At 57.1% G+C, this 13,804-nt stretch carries 14 protein-coding genes and 1 tRNA gene; 11 read left to right on the top strand and 4 right to left on the bottom strand.

Translation table 11 applies throughout. The features are described 5' to 3' along the window. The first annotated feature begins 47 nt into the window (after positions 1 to 47). Both BM152_RS15975 and BM152_RS15970 read left to right on the top strand, forming a co-directional pair. On the top strand, positions 48 to 440 hold the full coding sequence (locus tag BM152_RS15975) for a DUF3775 domain-containing protein (protein WP_066608365.1): 393 nt from the start codon (positions 48 to 50) through the stop codon (positions 438 to 440). 221 nt (positions 441 to 661) lie between these two features. Continuing rightward, positions 662 to 1,735, top strand: coding sequence for a 2,3-butanediol dehydrogenase (locus tag BM152_RS15970; protein ID WP_066608363.1), 1,074 nt, complete (start codon positions 662 to 664; stop codon positions 1,733 to 1,735). A 178-nt stretch (positions 1,736 to 1,913) separates the two neighbouring features. Here BM152_RS15970 and ykgO read toward each other — a convergent pair whose 3' ends face one another. Beyond that, positions 1,914 to 2,039, bottom strand: a complete 126-nt coding sequence (gene ykgO / locus BM152_RS15965) for a type B 50S ribosomal protein L36 (RefSeq protein WP_005850168.1) — start codon at positions 2,037 to 2,039, stop codon at positions 1,914 to 1,916. A 61-nt stretch (positions 2,040 to 2,100) separates the two neighbouring features. Then, positions 2,101 to 2,175, bottom strand: a tRNA-Val gene (locus tag BM152_RS15960). Between the two features lie 297 nt (positions 2,176 to 2,472). Here BM152_RS15960 and BM152_RS15955 point away from each other — a divergent pair. Further along, entirely contained in the window at positions 2,473 to 3,333 is an 861-nt protein-coding gene (locus BM152_RS15955) for an N-formylglutamate amidohydrolase (protein ID WP_066608361.1), read from the top strand. A gap of 30 nt (positions 3,334 to 3,363) precedes the next feature. Here BM152_RS15955 and BM152_RS15950 read toward each other — a convergent pair whose 3' ends face one another. Further along, positions 3,364 to 4,617: a DNA polymerase IV gene (locus BM152_RS15950; RefSeq protein ID WP_066608359.1), complete on the bottom strand. Its 1,254-nt coding sequence runs from the start codon at positions 4,615 to 4,617 to the stop codon at positions 3,364 to 3,366. A gap of 110 nt (positions 4,618 to 4,727) precedes the next feature. Here BM152_RS15950 and BM152_RS15945 point away from each other — a divergent pair, with 110 nt between their 5' ends. From BM152_RS15945 to BM152_RS19320, 4 genes are all read left to right on the top strand, one after another. Then, positions 4,728 to 5,612: an SPFH domain-containing protein gene (locus BM152_RS15945; protein WP_066608529.1), complete on the top strand. Its 885-nt coding sequence runs from the start codon at positions 4,728 to 4,730 to the stop codon at positions 5,610 to 5,612. After that, the gene (locus BM152_RS15940) at positions 5,612 to 5,914 is read left to right on the top strand and encodes an NfeD family protein (protein WP_231730587.1); all 303 of its coding nucleotides are present in this window, start codon (positions 5,612 to 5,614) and stop codon (positions 5,912 to 5,914) included. Before BM152_RS15945 ends, BM152_RS15940 begins: the two co-directional genes overlap by 1 nt. Further along, the gene (locus BM152_RS18840; protein ID WP_066608356.1) at positions 5,901 to 6,092 is read left to right on the top strand and encodes an NUDIX domain-containing protein; all 192 of its coding nucleotides are present in this window, start codon (positions 5,901 to 5,903) and stop codon (positions 6,090 to 6,092) included. The genes BM152_RS15940 and BM152_RS18840 overlap by 14 nt, the downstream gene beginning before the upstream one ends. Before the next feature lie 72 nt (positions 6,093 to 6,164). Continuing rightward, positions 6,165 to 6,338: an NUDIX hydrolase gene (locus tag BM152_RS19320; protein WP_156444384.1), complete on the top strand. Its 174-nt coding sequence runs from the start codon at positions 6,165 to 6,167 to the stop codon at positions 6,336 to 6,338. 2 nt (positions 6,339 to 6,340) lie between these two features. Here BM152_RS19320 and pyrF read toward each other — a convergent pair whose 3' ends face one another. Further along, positions 6,341 to 7,051: an orotidine-5'-phosphate decarboxylase gene (pyrF, locus tag BM152_RS15930; protein WP_066608353.1), complete on the bottom strand. Its 711-nt coding sequence runs from the start codon at positions 7,049 to 7,051 to the stop codon at positions 6,341 to 6,343. Positions 7,052 to 7,293: 242 nt separating this feature from the next. On the opposite strand from pyrF, the gene clpB reads away from it, so the two are divergent. The 4 genes from clpB (at position 7,294) to msrQ (ending at position 13,215) form a co-directional block, all read left to right on the top strand. After that, complete coding sequence (gene clpB, locus BM152_RS15925) at positions 7,294 to 9,921, top strand: ATP-dependent chaperone ClpB (RefSeq protein WP_066608350.1); 2,628 nt, start codon at positions 7,294 to 7,296, stop codon at positions 9,919 to 9,921. 167 nt (positions 9,922 to 10,088) lie between these two features. Then, a complete protein-coding gene (locus tag BM152_RS15920; RefSeq protein WP_066608347.1) occupies positions 10,089 to 11,606 on the top strand; it encodes an FMN-binding glutamate synthase family protein in 1,518 nt (505 codons plus the stop codon). A 65-nt stretch (positions 11,607 to 11,671) separates the two neighbouring features. Continuing rightward, positions 11,672 to 12,598: a protein-methionine-sulfoxide reductase catalytic subunit MsrP gene (gene msrP / locus BM152_RS15915; protein ID WP_066608344.1), complete on the top strand. Its 927-nt coding sequence runs from the start codon at positions 11,672 to 11,674 to the stop codon at positions 12,596 to 12,598. Then, entirely contained in the window at positions 12,598 to 13,215 is a 618-nt protein-coding gene (msrQ, locus tag BM152_RS15910; protein WP_066608341.1) for a protein-methionine-sulfoxide reductase heme-binding subunit MsrQ, read from the top strand. The genes msrP and msrQ overlap by 1 nt, the downstream gene beginning before the upstream one ends. The last annotated feature ends 589 nt before the right edge of the window (positions 13,216 to 13,804 follow it).

Below are 13,804 nucleotides of genomic sequence, written 5' to 3'. Positions count from 1 at the left end.
ACCCTTTGGGGCACAGTCCTTTCGCACAGAATTTGGAGGAATGCGCCATGGATATCAGCCCGAACAAAGTCGCCTTTGTCATTGTGCGCGCGCGTGAACTTGGCGCAAAAGTTGGTCGCTGGGATCGGCCCGGAGATGAAGCCGACGGGGATACGATCCTTGAAGCTCGCCCGTCAGACGGCACGGGGCGCGAGTTGCAGAGTTTCATTCGCGGCTTGAACGAGGATGAAAAAGCCGCTCTTGTCGCGATCACATGGATCGGGCGTGAAACCTTTGACGACTATGCCGAGGCTTTTGAAACCGCCAAACAAGAGGCCACTGGCCCGACCGAGAAATACCTTCTCGGGATTCCGCTTTTGGCTGATTATCTTGAGGACGGACTTGAGCGTCTCGGGGTGGATACGTCGGAATTGGAAGACGAACTGTATCGCAAAGCGTAAGGTTTCGGTTGGTGTATGAAGACAGGCGCTGCGTTCTTCGCGACGCCTGTTTGGCTTTGTTTTCGTCACGCGATTGTGTGCGAAAGCATACATTTCCTTTTACAAACTTGATCTTAATTAAAGAATAGCGGGTCGCATTGCGCGATGATTCCGCTGCCTCTCTGCTTTGGCGGAAGTTGCCATGCGCAGAGAGTATTTAAGTAGTAAAGGAGACCTCCCCTATGAAAGCTCTTAGATTTTACGCCGCGAAAGATCTTCGTATTGAAGACATGGAAGACATCCCCCAGCCAGGGCCAGGGCAGGTTGCAATCAAGAACAAATATGTCGGTATCTGTGGCACTGATCTGCACGAATATGTTGCCGGTCCGATTTTTGTGCCGGTAGAGCCGCATCCTTTCACAAAGGCACAGGCTCCGCAGGTTCTTGGGCATGAGTGCAGCGGCGAAGTGACTGCCGTGGGCGAAGGCGTCACCCATGTGAAACCCGGTGACCGCGTGTCGGTGCAGCCGCTGGTGATGCCGCGTTCGGGCGACTATTTTGCAGACCGTGGCCTGTTCCACCTGAGCGAGGATCTGGCGCTGGTTGGTCTGAGCTGGATGTCCGGCGGTATGGCCGAGGCCGCGATTGTGAACGATTACAACGCGGTGAAAATTCCCGACAGCATGAGCTGGGAAGAGGGTGCGCTGGTCGAGCCGACTGCGGTGGCGGTCTATGCCTGTGAGCGTGGTGAGGTGACGGCCGGAGATTCCGTTCTGGTGACCGGTGCGGGGCCGATTGGTATGCTCGCAATGCTGTCAGCAAAAGCTTTCGGTGCGACAAAAATCTTTTTGTCCGATGTGAATGAAACGCGGCTGAAACTGGCGAAAGAGATCATGCCGGAAGTGATCACCCTCAATCCGATGAAGGATGATGTGGTGGCCGTTGTTCGGGAGCAAACCGAAGGTGGCGTTGGCTGTGACAAGGTGCTTGAGGCATCGGGGAACGAAGCGGCGCTCAACACAGGTCTGCAAGCGGTGCGCAAGCAGGGCACGATTGTTCAGGTCGGCCTGCATACCAAAGACAGCAAACTGCATTGGCATGATGTGACCTTCAAGGATGTCGATGTGCGCGGGGCTTGGGCTTACCCGACCCACTACTGGCCGAAAGTGGTGGACCTGATCGCTTCGGGTGCAATTCCGGCAGCGAAAGTGGTGACCAAGAAAATCGTTCTCGACGATGCTGTGACCGAAGGGTTTGACGCGCTGCTCGATCCATCGGGTGAGCACGTCAAAATCCTGATCGACGTTTCGGCATAAGTCGGAAATGTCGGGCGCGCCCTTCGGGGCGCGCTTCATTCTTTTCCGGAAACCCTGCGACTCAGCGTGTTCGTGAAAAGGATGGGTTTGCAGGCCGATTGCCAGACATGAAAATCGCCAGCCACGAAAAAAGCCGCCCGAAAATCGGACGGCCTTTTTTTAGTGATCGCTGCTGAACTTAGCCCTGACGGGCTTTGAAGCGGCGCTGCGTCTTGTTGATCACGTACACGCGGCCTTTACGGCGCACGACGCGGCAGTCGCGGTGCCGGTTCTTCAGCGAGCGGAGCGAGTTGCGAACTTTCATGTCCAGTCTCCTTGTCGCGGCGCCTGCGTGCGCCTGTTTAAAACCAATCTGACCGGCCGGATGGTGGGCGTAACAAGGTTCGAACTTGTGACCCCTTCGATGTCAACGAAGTGCTCTACCACTGAGCTATACGCCCTTCCGTCCGTGGGAAACTGCGCCTTGCCCGAACCTCTACCACAGGGTGGTAAATTGGCGGAACGAACAAGACGCGGGGCATTTCCCGCGTCAGTCCGTGGGCGTATAAAAGGAGTCGGATGAATGTTCAAGAGCTTTTGACAGAGATTTTCGCCATTTACCGCGTTTCCCGGGATGACAGGTGGGATATGCCCAAGAAAATCAGGGCGACAGAAACACGAAATTAGCATTTTTCATGAGATGAAACCCTTCGGATTTTTGCAAAACCCATTATAGTCTTCGGGTGAAAGGATTTTCGATGAGTGTGGCCCCCTATATTTTGCAGCGACCTGCGCAGAGAACGTCCTGCGTGGTGTTTGCGTCGCCGCATAGCGGGCGGGCCTATCCGGAGGAGATGCTGGAGCACGGGCTTCTGGATCCGTTGCAGCTGCGATCTTCTGAAGATGCACATGTGGACCGGATTTTCGCGCGAGTTCCCGACTTTGGAGCTGTGCTTTTGTCGGCCACTTATCCACGGGCTTGGGTGGATCTGAACCGCCGCTCCGACGAGCTTGATCCCGCGCTGATTGAGGGGGTCGGGCGTGCAGGTTTGAACCCACGGATTGCCTCTGGCCTTGGTGTGATTCCACGCGTGGTGGCGGGTGGTCGCGCGATCTATCGTGGCAAAATCAGCCGCGTGGCAGCACAAGAGCGGATTGAACAGGTCTGGATGCCCTATCATCATCTTTTGAAATCCGTGCTCGACGAATCTCACGCGCAATTCGGGCGGGCGATTCTGATTGATTGCCACTCGATGCCGCGCGAGGCACTTTCAACCGTGCGTATGGGACACAGGATGCGACCGGAGATCGTGATCGGTGACCGTTATGGCGCGTCTGCGCGCTCTGAGGTTGTCAATGAAGTCGAGGCTGCGTTTGCCGCGCAGGGGTTTGAAGTCTCCCGCAATGTCCCCTTCGCAGGCGCCTATGTGGCGCAGCATTACGGGCGCCCGTCGAGGCAGTATCATGCCATTCAGGTCGAGATTGACCGCTCCCTGTATATGGACGAGGCGACGCTGGAGTTGCGGCCCGACTTTGCCGCGTTTCGCGACCGGATTACCGCGGCGGCGAAAACCATTGCGGAGATCGGGGCGGAGCGTCTGCCTTTGGCTGCGGAGTAAAGCCTTTGATCTGCGCGTTTGATGGGGGCATCAGCGCAGCGCCCGCCCTTTCACAATAGCATCCTTGCCGAAACGTTTCCTGATTTCGTCGCTGGCGCGTTCGGCTTGCGCGCGCTTGACGGCGTCCGGATCCAAAAGGTCCGGCGACAGGTCGGCTTCGGCGGCGGGGACCAGATCGGAGAGACCGATACCAATCAGGCGAAACGGGCCATGTTCCAAAGCCGGAACCAGGAGTTCCCGACCGGTGCGAAACATCCGGTCTGCGATATTGGTCGCTTCGTGTAACGTGACACGGCGGGTCAGGCTGGCGTGATTGGCGCGTTTGAGTTTGAGTGTGACAACACGGCCCGCGATGTCTTTGGCCTTGCAGCGGTCGGAGACCTTTTGCGCAAGACGCCACAAATGCCCTTCGAGCAGATCAAGAGCCGCGATGTCCTCGGAAAATGTGGTTTCGTTGGAGATGGATTTGACCGGACGATGCGCAGAGATGCGGCGCTTGTCCTCACCGCGTGCCAGATGCCACAGGCGGTCTCCCATCGCGCCGAACCTGCGATGCAGGTCGTCTTTTTCCCAGCGTCTGAGGTCGGTAAATGTCCGGATGCCGGCCTTTTCGAGCGCGGTTTTTGTGGCCTGCCCGACGCCCCAAATGAGGCTGACGGGTTGCTCGGCGAGAAAGTCCAGCGTTTCGGCCTGTCCGATCACTGAAAACCCGCGCGGCTTATCGAGGTCGGAGGCGATTTTGGCCAGAAACTTGTTGTGGGACAGGCCGATGGAGCCTGTGAGTTGCAACTCATCGCGCATCCGTTTCACCAGTCGCGCCAGCATGACCGCGGGCGGGTGGCCGTGGAGCTTCGTCGTGCCCCTCAAATCCATGAAGGCCTCGTCGAGGGACAGCGGCTCCACATCCGGCGTCAACTCGTTCATCATGTCCCGAATTTCGCGCGAGGCCGCCACATAGGCCTCCATCCTCGGTTTGACGATCACGGCCTCGGGGCACAGGGCCAGCGCCTTGAACATCGGCATAGCGGAGCGCACGCCTTTGATCCGTGCGATGTAACAGGCGGTGGTAACAACCCCGCGTTTGCCGCCGCCCACAATCACCGGTTTGTCACGCAACTCCGGATTGTCGCGCTTTTCGACAGAGGCATAAAAGGCGTCGCAATCCATATGCGCAATCGCAAGTGTGAGCAGTTCGGGATGCGACAGCACACGGGGCCGCCCGCAGGACGGGCAGCGCATGCCGTTCTCGAATGTGGTCAGGCAATCACGGCATAGGCTGGGCATAACGGGACAGGCATGTTTTGCTTTCTTGATGAGGATTCATCATATACCCATTCGAAGAAAGGGGCCATGGGCCCATGATATCAGTTGGGGAAAGTAGTCTCATGTATTCCATTGATCCGTTCCAGTTTCTGACCGGCGGCAATATCGTTACGCTGGCTTTGGCCGCATTTGTCATCCTTCTGGTGCTCAAAGGGGTTCGGATCGTTCCGCAATCCGAGAAATATGTGGTGGAGCGGTTTGGCCGGTTGCGCACGGTTCTGGGACCCGGGATCAACTTCATCGTGCCGCTGATCGATATTGTGGCGCATAAGATTTCTATTCTTGAGCGTCAGTTGCCGAATGCGATGCAGGATGCGATCACCTCGGACAACGTGTTGGTCAAGGTCGAAACCTCCGTTTTCTATCGCATCATCGAACCTGAAAAGACGGTTTACCGCATCCGCGATGTTGATGCGGCGATTGCGACCACGGTTGCGGGGATCGTGCGTGCGGAGATCGGCAAGATGGAACTTGATGAGGTCCAGTCGAACCGTGATCAACTGATTTCGACCATCAAGCTGGCCGTTGAAGACGCGGTGGACAATTGGGGGATCGAGGTGACGCGCGCCGAGGTGCTTGACGTCAATCTTGATGAAGCCACCCGTGCCGCGATGCTGCAGCAATTAAATGCCGAACGCGCTCGCCGTGCAGCAGTCACCGAAGCGGAAGGTGAGAAACGCTCTGTCGAACTAAACGCCGATGCCCAGCTTTACGCCGCTGAGCAATCCGCGAAAGCCCGCCGTGTTCTGGCCGAGGCCGAGGCCTATGCGACCGCCGTTGTGGCCGAGGCGATCACTGAACACGGCATCGAATCCGCGCAATATCAGGTAGCTCTGAAACAGGTCGAGGCACTGACCGCGCTGGGGGCCGGAGAAGGAAAACAGACGGTTGTCGTGCCAGCGGCGGCTCTTGAGGCCTTTGGCAATGCGTTCAAACTGTTCGGCGGAAAGTCCTGATGGAAGCTGCGGCCATGGAGAATATCTCGCTTTTGCAACAATGGTGGGTCTGGGCCGTGGCGGCCATCGCTCTGATGGGGCTTGAGGTCATGGCACCCGGCTTCATCTTTTTAGGCTTTGGCGTCGGGGCCGGTATTGTGGCGCTCTTGTTGGCACTAGGACTGTTCGGCAGCAATATCGCCGTGGTGCTTTTGGTCTTTGCTGTGCTGTCGATGCTGGCTTGGTTTGCGATGCGACAGCTGCTCGGCGTGCGTAAAGGACAGGTGAAGGTCTGGGACAAGGACATCAATGACGATGTCTGAAGGCTTCGCCCCTTTCGACGGGGCGAAGGTTGCGATCTTGCGGGTCGGGGATGTGTTAACGCTGTTGCGTGACGACCGCCCCGACATACCCTATCCCGCACAATGGGATTTTCCGGGAGGAGGGCGCGAGGGAGATGAGACGCCATTCGAGACGCTTTCGCGGGAAGTGTTTGAATAACTGTCCCTGATCCTCGATCCGGCCCAAGTTATCTATCATGCAGAAGAGCGCGGCCATGTCGATCCTGCGACTGTGGTACACTTTTTTGTTCTGCGTTGGGATGAGCTGTCAGATGCGCAGATCAAGCTGGGCGATGAGGGGCAGGGTTGGGCATGGATGGAGGCACGTGCGTTTACCATGCACGAGGATGCGGTGAGCCCTCTGCGCGGTCGGTTGACCCGAGCGCTTGATGCGCTCGGGCTTTGATATCAGGCTGAAGCAATTTCTTTTTGAATGGCAAGAGCCGCCGCGCGCGGGTCGTCGGCCTTCCAGATCGGACGCCCGACCACAATGTGATCGACACCGTCCTGAATGGCTTTCGCGGGTGTTGCGACACGTTTCTGATCGCCAATATCCGCACCGGCGGGGCGCACGCCGGGGGTGACGATCAGCTTGCCTTCCGCTTCGGGCAGCGCACGGATCAGGGCCGCTTCTTGCGGGGAGGCGATGACGCCATCGGCACCGGCGCGCAAGGCATTGCCGGCCCGTTCTTGCACCAGATCACGAATATCACCGTCTTTGATCAGGGCACCATCCAGATCGGCGCGGTCCAGAGAGGTGAGGATGGTGACCGCAAGGATTTTGGTTTGCGAGCCGGACGCCCCCTCTTTTGCGGCTTTGACCACATAGGGATCGCCGTGGACGGTCAGGAAATCCATGTCATATTGCGCCACACCGCGCACCGCATTTTCCACGGTCGCGCCGATGTCGAAGAATTTCATATCAAGGAAAATCTTTTTCCCTTGTTCCTGCTTGAGCTCGTTGGCCAGCGCAAAACCGCCGCCTGTGAGCATCCCCAGACCGATTTTATAGAAAGAAACGGCGTCTCCGATCTGATTGGCCAGTTCCAGCCCCTGCACCACATTGGGCACATCTAGGGCAACGATAAGGCGGTCATCACTTTGGGTCGTGGCGGTCATTGGGCATCCTTTCTCTGAGTTGCCACTGCATGCGCGTAAAGCATTGATTGGGTCAAGGGGGTGAGGTCGCAGGATCTTGTCTGTGTGCATTTGCCACGGAGAAAGTTTGTTCTAATTTTGCAACAGTTGCTCTTGCGGGCGCAGGGGGTAATCCCCATCTAGGGGGAGAGGCCCCATCCTAAGGGCGTGCCGCAAAGCGGGCGTCGAGTATCATTGGGGCGCTTGGAAAAAGGAGAGACGGTATGAACATGGAGAAGTTCACCGAACGGTCGCGCGGGTTCCTTCAAGCTGCGCAGACAATCGCGATGCGGGAGAGCCATCAGGCTCTGAAGCCCGAGCATCTGTTGAAGGCTTTGCTTGATGACGAAGAAGGCTTTGCAGCCAACCTGATTTCGAATGCAGGCGGGGACGCAAAAGTTGTCATGGCCACCAACGAGGCGGCTGTGAACAAGATCCCGAAAGTGTCGGGCGATAGTGGCCAGACCTATCTGGATCAGCAGACCGCCAAGGTTCTGGATGAGGCCGAAAAACTTGCCAAGAAGGCAGGTGACAGTTTCGTGCCCGTCGAGCGGGTTCTGACCGCGCTGGCGATCACCAAATCTGCCGCGAAAGACGCGTTGGATGCGGGTGGTGTGACGGCGCAGAAACTCAATGCTGCGATCAACGAGATTCGCAAAGGGCGCACGGCTGATAGTGCCTCCGCCGAGGACGGTTATGAGGCTTTGAAGAAATACGCGCGTGACCTCACCGAGGCCGCCGAAGAAGGCAAAATCGACCCGATCATCGGCCGCGACGAAGAAATCCGTCGCTCGATGCAGGTGTTGTCCCGCCGGACCAAGAACAACCCTGTTCTCATTGGGGAGCCGGGCGTGGGTAAAACCGCGATTGCCGAAGGGCTTGCCCTGCGGATCGTCAATGGCGACGTGCCTGAAAGCCTGCGCAACAAGAAATTGTTGGCGCTCGATATGGGCTCGCTGATTGCGGGTGCGAAATATCGTGGTGAATTCGAGGAACGTCTGAAATCCATCCTGAAAGAGATCGAGGCTGCCGCAGGCGAAATCATTCTCTTTATCGACGAAATGCACACGCTTGTGGGCGCAGGCAAAACGGACGGGGCTATGGATGCCGCGAACCTGATCAAACCGGCGCTGGCGCGTGGGGAGTTGCACTGTGTCGGTGCGACGACTTTGGACGAGTATCGCAAGTATGTCGAAAAAGACGCGGCTCTGGCCCGCCGGTTCCAACCGGTGATGGTTGAGGAGCCGACCGTCGAAGACACTGTGTCCATCCTGCGCGGGATCAAAGAGAAATACGAACTCCACCACGGGGTGCGGATTTCCGACTCGGCGCTGGTTGCGGCGGCGACTCTTTCGCATCGTTACATCACGGACCGGTTCTTGCCGGATAAAGCCATCGACCTTGTGGACGAGGCGGCAAGCCGTTTGCGCATGGAAGTGGACAGCAAGCCCGAAGAGCTTGACCAGCTTGACCGGCAGATCCTTCAGCTTCAGATCGAGGCCGAGGCTCTGAAGAAAGAGGATGACGACGCATCGAAGCGCCGGCTTGAAAAGCTCGAACAGGAACTGGCCGACCTTATGGATCAGTCCGCTTCGATGACCGCGAAATGGGAAGCCGAACGCCAGAAACTTGAAGGCGCACGCAATCTCAAGGAGCAGTTGGATCAGGCACGGGCGTCGCTCGAAATCGCCAAACGCGAAGGCAACTTGGCCAAGGCGGGGGAGTTGAGCTACGGCGTGATCCCGCAGCTTGAAAAGCAACTGGCAGAGGCCGAAGCCGCAGAGGCGGGTATGGACGGGGAATTGATGGTCGAAGAGGCTGTGCGTCCCGAACAGATCGCCGAGGTGGTGGAACGCTGGACCGGTATTCCGACGTCGAAAATGCTCGAAGGTGAGCGGGATAAACTCCTGCGGATGGAAGAAGGTCTGCACAAACGGGTCATCGGTCAGGAAACGGCTGTTCATGCGGTCGCCAACGCGGTGCGCCGTGCGCGTGCCGGTCTGAACGACGAAAGCCGTCCGCTCGGATCGTTCCTGTTCCTCGGGCCGACGGGTGTCGGGAAAACCGAGTTGACCAAGGCCGTGGCCGAATTCCTGTTCGACGATGACGATGCAATGGTTCGTATCGATATGTCGGAGTTCATGGAGAAACATGCGGTTGCCCGTCTGATCGGCGCGCCTCCGGGCTATGTCGGTTATGATGAAGGCGGTGTGTTGACCGAAGCTGTGCGGCGTCGTCCTTATCAGGTCGTGCTGTTCGACGAGGTCGAAAAAGCGCACCCCGATGTGTTCAACGTTCTGTTGCAGGTCTTGGACGATGGTGTGCTGACCGACGGTCAGGGGCGCACGGTGGACTTCAAGCAGACGCTGATCATTTTGACGTCGAACCTCGGTGCGCAGGCGTTGAGCCAGTTGCCCGAAGGCGCGGATGCCAGCGATGCGAAGCGCGATGTGATGGACGCGGTGCGGGCGCATTTCCGTCCCGAGTTCCTCAACCGTCTTGACGAGACGATCATCTTTGACCGGCTCGGACGCGAAGACATGGGCGGCATTGTCGAAATCCAGCTTGCGCGGCTCGAAAAACGTCTGGCGAAACGCAATATTGCGTTGTCGATCGACGAGGGGGCCAAGGAATGGCTGGCGAACGAAGGCTACGATCCGGTCTTCGGTGCGCGTCCTCTGAAACGTGTTATTCAACGCGCGTTGCAGGATCCTCTGGCCGAACTGCTTTTGGCCGGCGAGGTCGCCGATGGCGATACGATTCCTGTGTCTGCCGGAACGGACGGGCTGGTTCTGGGCGAACGTCTGGGCGCATCGAACCGGCCAAAGCCGGATGATGCGGTCGTTCACTAAGGCGGAAAACCCGCGATCAATCAAGACAGCAAGGCGGCCCTTCGGGGCCGCTTTTTGTATGCATATGAATACCGAAAATTAACGCTAACAGCCTAACCTTTACAGTTGTCTTCTGCCGCCTATCTGTCAGGTTCAGGCCAAAGTTACGTGTAAGGAAAGAAATAACCATGACCTTCTGGCATTGGGCAATGATGGCGCTACAGATGTTGGCGCTGATCTTCGTGGTGGTCATCGGCGTGATCGTTCTCGCCGCGATTGCGTTTTATGTGTTGGACAAACGTCAGACACGGGACGCGATTCTGCGCAACTATCCGGTGATCGGGCATTTCCGGCATTGGTTCTCGACGTTGGGCGAGTTCTTCCGCCAGTATTTCTTTGCGATGGACCGCGAAGAGATGCCGTTCAACCGTGCGCAACGGGACTGGATTTATCGGGCGTCTGACGGCAAGGGCAACACAGTCGCCTTCGGCTCGACGCGCTCCCTGACGATTCCGGGTACGCCGATTTTCATGAATGCGGCCTTCCCCCCGCTCGACGACCAGTTCGCGGTGACGGAGCCCATGACCATCGGGCCGCATTGTCGCGTGCCTTATAATGCACATTCGATTTTCAACATTTCCGGCATGTCTTTCGGGGCCATTTCCAAACCTGCGGTTCTGGCGCTGTCAAAAGGCGCGAAAGAGGCGGGGATCTGGCTCAACACCGGTGAAGGTGGCTTGTCGCCCTTCCACCTCGAAGGGGGCGCTGATCTGGTGTATCAGATCGGGACGGCGAAATACGGTATCCGTGACGATGCGGGCAATCTGGATGATGACAAGCTGCGCGCGATGGCGGCCCATGAGCAGGTCAAAATGTTCGAGATCAAGCTGTCTCAAGGCGCGAAGCCCGGCAAAGGGGGGATCCTGCCCGCCGCCAAGATCACACCGGAGATCGCGCAGATCCGTGGATTGAAGCCCGGCGAAGACGGGATTTCACCCAACCGCCACCGCGAAGTGGATGATTTCGGCGACCTTCTCGACTTCATCAACCACATTCGCGATGTGACCGGCAAACCGGTAGGCTTCAAATTCGTGGTCGGGTCCTCGCGGCCTTGGGAAGAATTCTTTGCCCTGATCAAGGAGCGTGGCGAGAAATCTGCGCCGGACTTTATCACGATTGATGGTGGCGAAGGCGGCACTGGTGCAGCTCCCATGCCGCTGATCGATCTGGTTGGGATGCCGATCAAGGAAGCTCTCATTCGCATTGTCGATCTACGCGATAAATACGGGCTGCATGATCGTATCCGCATTGTGGCTGCGGGCAAGCTGGTGAACCCTGCTGATGTTGCTTGGGCAATCTGTGCAGGGGCGGATTTTGTCTGTTCCGCGCGTGGCTTCATGTTCTCGCTTGGCTGCATTCAGGCGCTCAAATGTAACAAGAACACCTGTCCGACAGGCATCACCACCCATGACCCCCATTTGCAGGGCGGACTTGTGGTGGAGGACAAATACAAAAAGGTGGCCGCCTATGCGAAAGCGACGATCAAGGAGCTTGAGATGATCGCGCATTCGGTCGGCGTGCTTGAGCCACGCCAGATGCGCAGGCGACATGTGCGGATCGTGCAGGCGGACGGAACATCGGTGCCGCTGGATCGGATCGTGCCAAGCCATCATCACGAAAGTTACAATACCCCAACGCAGTTGTGAGATGAGTTTGGTTTGAGAAGAGGGCGGGCTGGGATACGGTTTGTGAAACGCATCAGGAGTGATCCATGACCCAGAAATACAGCCTGCCCTATTCTCACGTCACGCCGGAACCGGCCTATCTCAACCGTCGTGCTGTGATGGCGGGTATTGCGGGGGCTGGATTGGTTGCGGCCTCCGGTGCCCGCGCTCAGGAGGTGCCGGTGTTCGAGATACAGGGCTTTGACACGACAGAGACCCCGAACAGCTTTGAAGAGATCACGAGCTACAACAATTTCTACGAGTTCGGCACTGGCAAGGATGACCCAGCCCGTCACGCCCATGCTCTGACAACCGATCCGTGGTCCGTCGAGATCGACGGTTTGGTCGAGCGTCCGGGTTCATATGGGTTGGGCGACATTCTGGCGAAGGTCGATATTGACGAGCGCATCTACCGCTTCCGCTGTGTTGAGGCGTGGTCGATGGTCATTCCGTGGAACGGGTTTGAGCTGAACCAGTTGTTGAACATGGCCGGCATCCAGCCATCGGCAAAATATGTGCGCTTTGAAACGCTCTATCGTCCGGAAGAAATGTCGGGGCAAAACCGTCCTATTCTGGACTGGCCTTATGTCGAGGGGCTGCGGCTCGACGAGGCGATGCATCCGCTCACCCTCATGGCGACGGGGCTTTATGGCAAAGAGCTTCCCAATCAGAATGGCGCTCCCCTGCGTCTGGTTGTGCCGTGGAAATACGGGTTCAAGTCGATCAAGTCGATTGTGAAGATCACCCTGCAGGAAGAGCAGCCCGTAAACACATGGAAGGCGATCAACCATCGTGAGTATGGCTTCTATTCCAATGTGAATCCGGACGTCAGCCACCCGCGTTGGTCACAGGCTACAGAACGGCGGATCGGCGGCGGGGTTTTTGCATCCCGTGTCGCGACGCTGAAATTCAACGGCTACGAGGAGCAGGTTGCCGATCTCTACCGCGGCATGGATCTGTCGAAAAACTACTGATGATAGATCGCATCAACCGTTTCATGCGTCAGGTTCCGACCTGGCCTCTCTATGTCGCTGCCGTGATTCCGCCGGTGTGGTATTTCTATGCCGGCGTGACGGGCCAACTCGGGGTCGATCCGGTCAAGTCCATGGAGCACAAGATCGGCCTGCTTGGTCTTCAGGTCCTGATCGCGTCCCTTTGCGTGACGCCCTTGCGGCGCTATGCGGGGCTGAATCTGTTAAAGTTCCGGCGTGCGCTCGGCCTGATCGGCTTCTTCTATATCTTTTTGCATCTGCTGGTCTGGGTTGTTCTGGATGTGCAGATTTTCTCCCAGATCATCTCTGACATATATAAGCGCCCATATATCACCATTGGCATGGGGGCCTTTGTCCTCATGATTCCGCTGGCGGCCACATCCTATAATGCTGCAATCCGCAAACTCGGACGCAACTGGCGCAAGCTTCACAAACTTGTCTATCCTGCGGTGCTGTTGGGCGGTGTTCATTTCGTCATGCTGCGGAAGGGATGGCAGATCGAGCCTCTTCTATATCTTGCAGCCGTTGTTGCCCTTCTCCTACTTCGTGTGCCGGTCCGCCAAAAGATAACGCGCTGGATGTCTCGCGAATCTGCCTGAGACAAAAATTGGGGCGAGTCGTCACTGAGATGGAGGTGATTCAGGGGTGATTCAGACAAAAGCAAGAACCGGTTTTGCAAATGTTGCGTGAAGGCCTGTGGGTAAGTCCCGACAATTACTCGCAGGCAATATGGAGCGTGGGTGTTTAAGGTGTTGTTGTTCTGCTCTGCATAAAAATATGACAAAATATATCATTTAAAAACATGATGTTATGGCATATTTTAGGGGGTGCTGCACAAAACTTTCAAAAACCGCTTGCGGGTTTTGATTGTTCGCCTTAGAACCCCCTTCACCGGCGGCGCAGACAGCGCGGACGGGACGCCAGATGGCACAGACGGAACAGGGTGACTGAGGTTACTGAGGGAAGTTTGGGTGATCTGACGGAGAAAATTTTGAGGTAGATCTGGGCGGGCGCGCCGTAAGTTAGGGCGCACTGGTCTGGTTTTTGTCTCGTGCTCTTTGAAATTGATAGATGAACGAAGAGATATGTGGGCGGTTTGGTCTTAACGACAAGAACGTCTGTATATCGCGCTCTTAGGGATTTCGGTCCTGATTATAGAGTGTCAGCTTCACTGTTTGTCGGCTTTCG

Origin of the sequence: Celeribacter halophilus (genome assembly GCF_900114135.1) — a bacterium.
In the GTDB taxonomy this organism is placed as follows: Bacteria; Pseudomonadota; Alphaproteobacteria; order Rhodobacterales; family Rhodobacteraceae; genus Celeribacter; species Celeribacter halophilus.
The sequence above is the reverse complement of the archived record's forward strand: the minus strand, read 5'-3'. Positions and strand labels throughout refer to the sequence as shown.